Below are 2862 nucleotides of genomic sequence, written 5' to 3' on the forward strand. Positions count from 1 at the left end.
CGGACCACGAATCCCATTGAAAGCGTGTTTGCCACCGTCCGCCACCGGACTGTCCGCACCAAGGGGGCGCTCTCGCAGGAGACCGCCAAGCTGATGGTCTTCAAGCTGATCACCGCCGCCGCGAAGACTTGGCGTCGCCTGCAGGGGGAGAACCAGTTGCCCAAGGTCATCCAGGGCGTCACATTCCGCGATGGCATCGAGGTCACGGAAACCGCGTCACAGAGCGCCGCCTGACCAGACCATCACCCACTTTCCCGCATAGCTCCCCGACCCATTCGATGGTTGGCTGCGCGAGGCAGAGGTCAGCGCGCTGTCACCGTTCGCCGCCGGGATCCGCCGCGACGAGGACGCGGCGCGCGGCGCCCTGAGCGAGCCGTGGAGCAGCGGGCAGGTCGAGGGCCAGTCAACTGGCTGAAGGCGATCAAGCGCACAATGCATGGCCGGGCCGGCTTCGATCTGCTGCGCGCTCGGGTCCTCGGTCATGCCTGACGCGAACATCAAGCAGTGAAACACGCACCGATCATCCACACAAAACTTGGAAAAGCCCAGTGTTGCAAGACGATGCACAGGCACGGTTCACCGCTGAGCCGGAGCAAATCCACACACGCACCGCTGACAATGGCGGACGGACAACATGCAAGACAACGAACAGTGGTTTCCCGCATGACCGAACAGACATCCGGCTGGCGTCTCGCCGCCCGCCCCGTCATCGTAACAACCGCGGCAGGACATCGTCACATTAACTTGAGCGAGGCCAGGAAGGAGCCCGCCGCCACCCAACTACGCTTTACCGCCTTGCATTGGATACCCGTTGATACGCGGACATCGAGAGCTCGAGCCTCCTCACGGGGCGACCGGGTTTTCCGTTGGCCTCCTACTTCGCGACCGCCCTACCCTGCCTTGCCAAGTGGAGGAGCTGGGCGGTCAGGCCGACCACCAGGATAACCGCCAAGCCACCCTGGGCGCCAAGGAGCAGCGGCGACTTCAGGTCAGTCACCAAAGGATGGCCGTCCGGAAAACGGCGCAGGATTTCGCTGACGGTCGGCACCATCAGAAGAAACGCGCTCACGCTCAGACAAACGATCTCGATGTATCCGGCCGAGCGCCCCGCCCCAAGAATTCCCTTGACCCCATAGCCCGCAAGCAGGAGGAGGATCGTCACGGCGCCGATGACGTAGCTGACCGGCTGATGTGCCACGAGGAAGACCGTCGAAGCGCCGATCAGCATGGAAACGAGATAGGCGGCGCCCGCCTTGGACCGGGGAACGATCCGGCCATGGCGGGCAAACATATAGAAGGCCATGGGAATGGCCGGCAGGCTGCCGAGCGTATGAGCCCAGCCAAGCGGAGAAATTCCGAACATGGGGGATTTCCTTTCTTATCCAGTGGGGCAGAGCGGCAAAGCAGGCAACTCGGCAACGCCGTCATAGGCCGCCAAATCTACTTATCAGTCGGTAGGTGAAACTGGCATGCGTTCATTCACCTGGCCACGTGCCGGCTTCAAGCGACGATTCGCTGCAGCAAAGGACGGGCTATCGCTCCGAAGGTCGTGGCGTCGCCATAGGCGCGAGCGGATAGCATCGCGCCATGCACGCCGGCCATGAACAATTCGGCATCGCTCCTGGCGGTTCCGACCAGCCGGAGACGGCCTTGTGCGGCGCCTCGCTCAAAGACGGAGGTGAGCCAGTCTGCGAGCTTGCGGAAATGCGCCCGCACTTCGAAAGCGACCCCTTCGGGAAGTACCGGACTCTCGCCCGCCAGGAGCGCGCAGACGCAGAACGGGTCGGTCGTGTCGGCGAAGCACCCCTCCCAGTAGCCGAGATAGGCGCGAAGCTGTTCGAGCGGATCGGCGACGTTCCGCTCCAGCTCGGCAAGCCCGGCCTCGACCTCCTGCCGGTATTGCGCAACCAGCACGCGGACCAGATCCGCCTTACCAGGGAAATGGTGGTGGATGCTCGCGGTGCGGATGCCGACGACCTTGGAAATGTCGGCGTAGCTGAAGCTGTTGTAGCCGCCCCTGGCGATCAGGGAGCGCGCACAGCTTAGGATGTCGTCGGCTCTGGTCGATGCGTTCCTCATGTCTTTACCTACCAACTAGTAGGAAGCTCGTCAACGCAAACCTGACGTCCGCATACCAACGGGTATCGTCACCTAAACCGTGGGTGTGGCGAGCCGGAGGTGCACCAAGTATGGTAGCGGGACGAGACGCAAATCTGCTCCCCAGGTCGGGCTGTTGCACGGATAGTGCTGATGCCGTAGGCCATGGCCCCAGTGTTGGTGCACGGAGGCGAGCCGGACCGGTTGGTGGGGGCGAACGCGCCGTGTAGAAGGGCGGCCCCGTTGCCCTGACCACCACGCCCGCCATGCCTTTCAAGCACAATGCTGCCCGTCGCCACCGCATCCCCAAGATGCGGTTCACGGTGACGAATTGGTCCTCATCTGAAACGGGGCTGCGCCGGCGCGGCAGCCTGACCTTCTTGGTCGATGAGGACGCGACCGCCGGCTGGCGGGCCGCTCCACGAACGACACCGGGCGGTCAGGCGCGCTACGCGGACCTCGCGAGTGATGAGACCTGTGCGCGGCTGGGAGATGGCGGCGGAAAATCCAGGCTTTGAGCGCCAACGACCTGATCCGTCGGCGGCCGTGGGCGCTGAAGACAGCGCCAAGCGCGCCGCAGACACACTCCTCCCCTGATCATGCCGGAACGGGCTTCTGAACCGCCCCAGGTTTTCCGGAGGCCGATTTAGTTGAGTCACGCCGCCATGGCGATGTCCTCAGTTTGTGCATAATAGCGCGCTTCGGCCTCGGCGGGAGGGATGTTGCCGATGGGTTCGAGGAGGCGCCGGTTGTTGAACCAATCGA

The 2862-nt window shown here is 63.6% G+C and carries 2 protein-coding genes and 3 pseudogenes; 3 read left to right on the plus strand and 2 right to left on the minus strand.

Going from position 1 to position 2862, the window contains the following annotated elements:
• Together AC1DVI_RS32125 and AC1DVI_RS32130 are read left to right on the plus strand one after the other, a co-directional pair.
• A pseudogene (locus tag AC1DVI_RS32125) lies at positions 1–234 on the plus strand (IS256 family transposase); the annotation flags it as partial.
• A gap of 31 nt (positions 235–265) precedes the next feature.
• A pseudogene (locus AC1DVI_RS32130) lies at positions 266–489 on the plus strand (ISL3-like element ISAzba9 family transposase); the annotation flags it as partial.
• Between the two features lie 385 nt (positions 490–874).
• Here AC1DVI_RS32130 and AC1DVI_RS32135 read toward each other — a convergent pair.
• Complete coding sequence (locus tag AC1DVI_RS32135; protein ID WP_476961432.1) at positions 875–1363, minus strand: hypothetical protein; 489 nt, start codon at positions 1361–1363, stop codon at positions 875–877.
• Positions 1364–1500: 137 nt separating this feature from the next.
• Positions 1501–2079 (minus strand): TetR/AcrR family transcriptional regulator, encoded by a 579-nt coding sequence (locus AC1DVI_RS32140; RefSeq protein WP_476961433.1) that lies wholly within the window; start codon positions 2077–2079, stop codon positions 1501–1503.
• Positions 2080–2363: 284 nt separating this feature from the next.
• Between AC1DVI_RS32140 and AC1DVI_RS32145 the strand changes: the two are divergent.
• Positions 2364–2588 (plus strand): annotated as a pseudogene (locus AC1DVI_RS32145) (IS5/IS1182 family transposase); the annotation flags it as partial.
• Positions 2589–2862 lie beyond the last annotated feature (274 nt).

This window comes from Azospirillum sp. P4_B5 (assembly GCF_056402275.1).

Excerpts from the sequence above, each read along its gene's own strand:
- AC1DVI_RS32140 (WP_476961433.1), bottom strand. The coding sequence starts at position 2,079 with ATGAGGAACGCATCGACCAGAGCCGACGACATCCTAAGCTGTGCGCGC.
- AC1DVI_RS32135 (WP_476961432.1), bottom strand. The coding sequence starts at position 1,363 with ATGTTCGGAATTTCTCCGCTTGGCTGGGCTCATACGCTCGGCAGCCTG.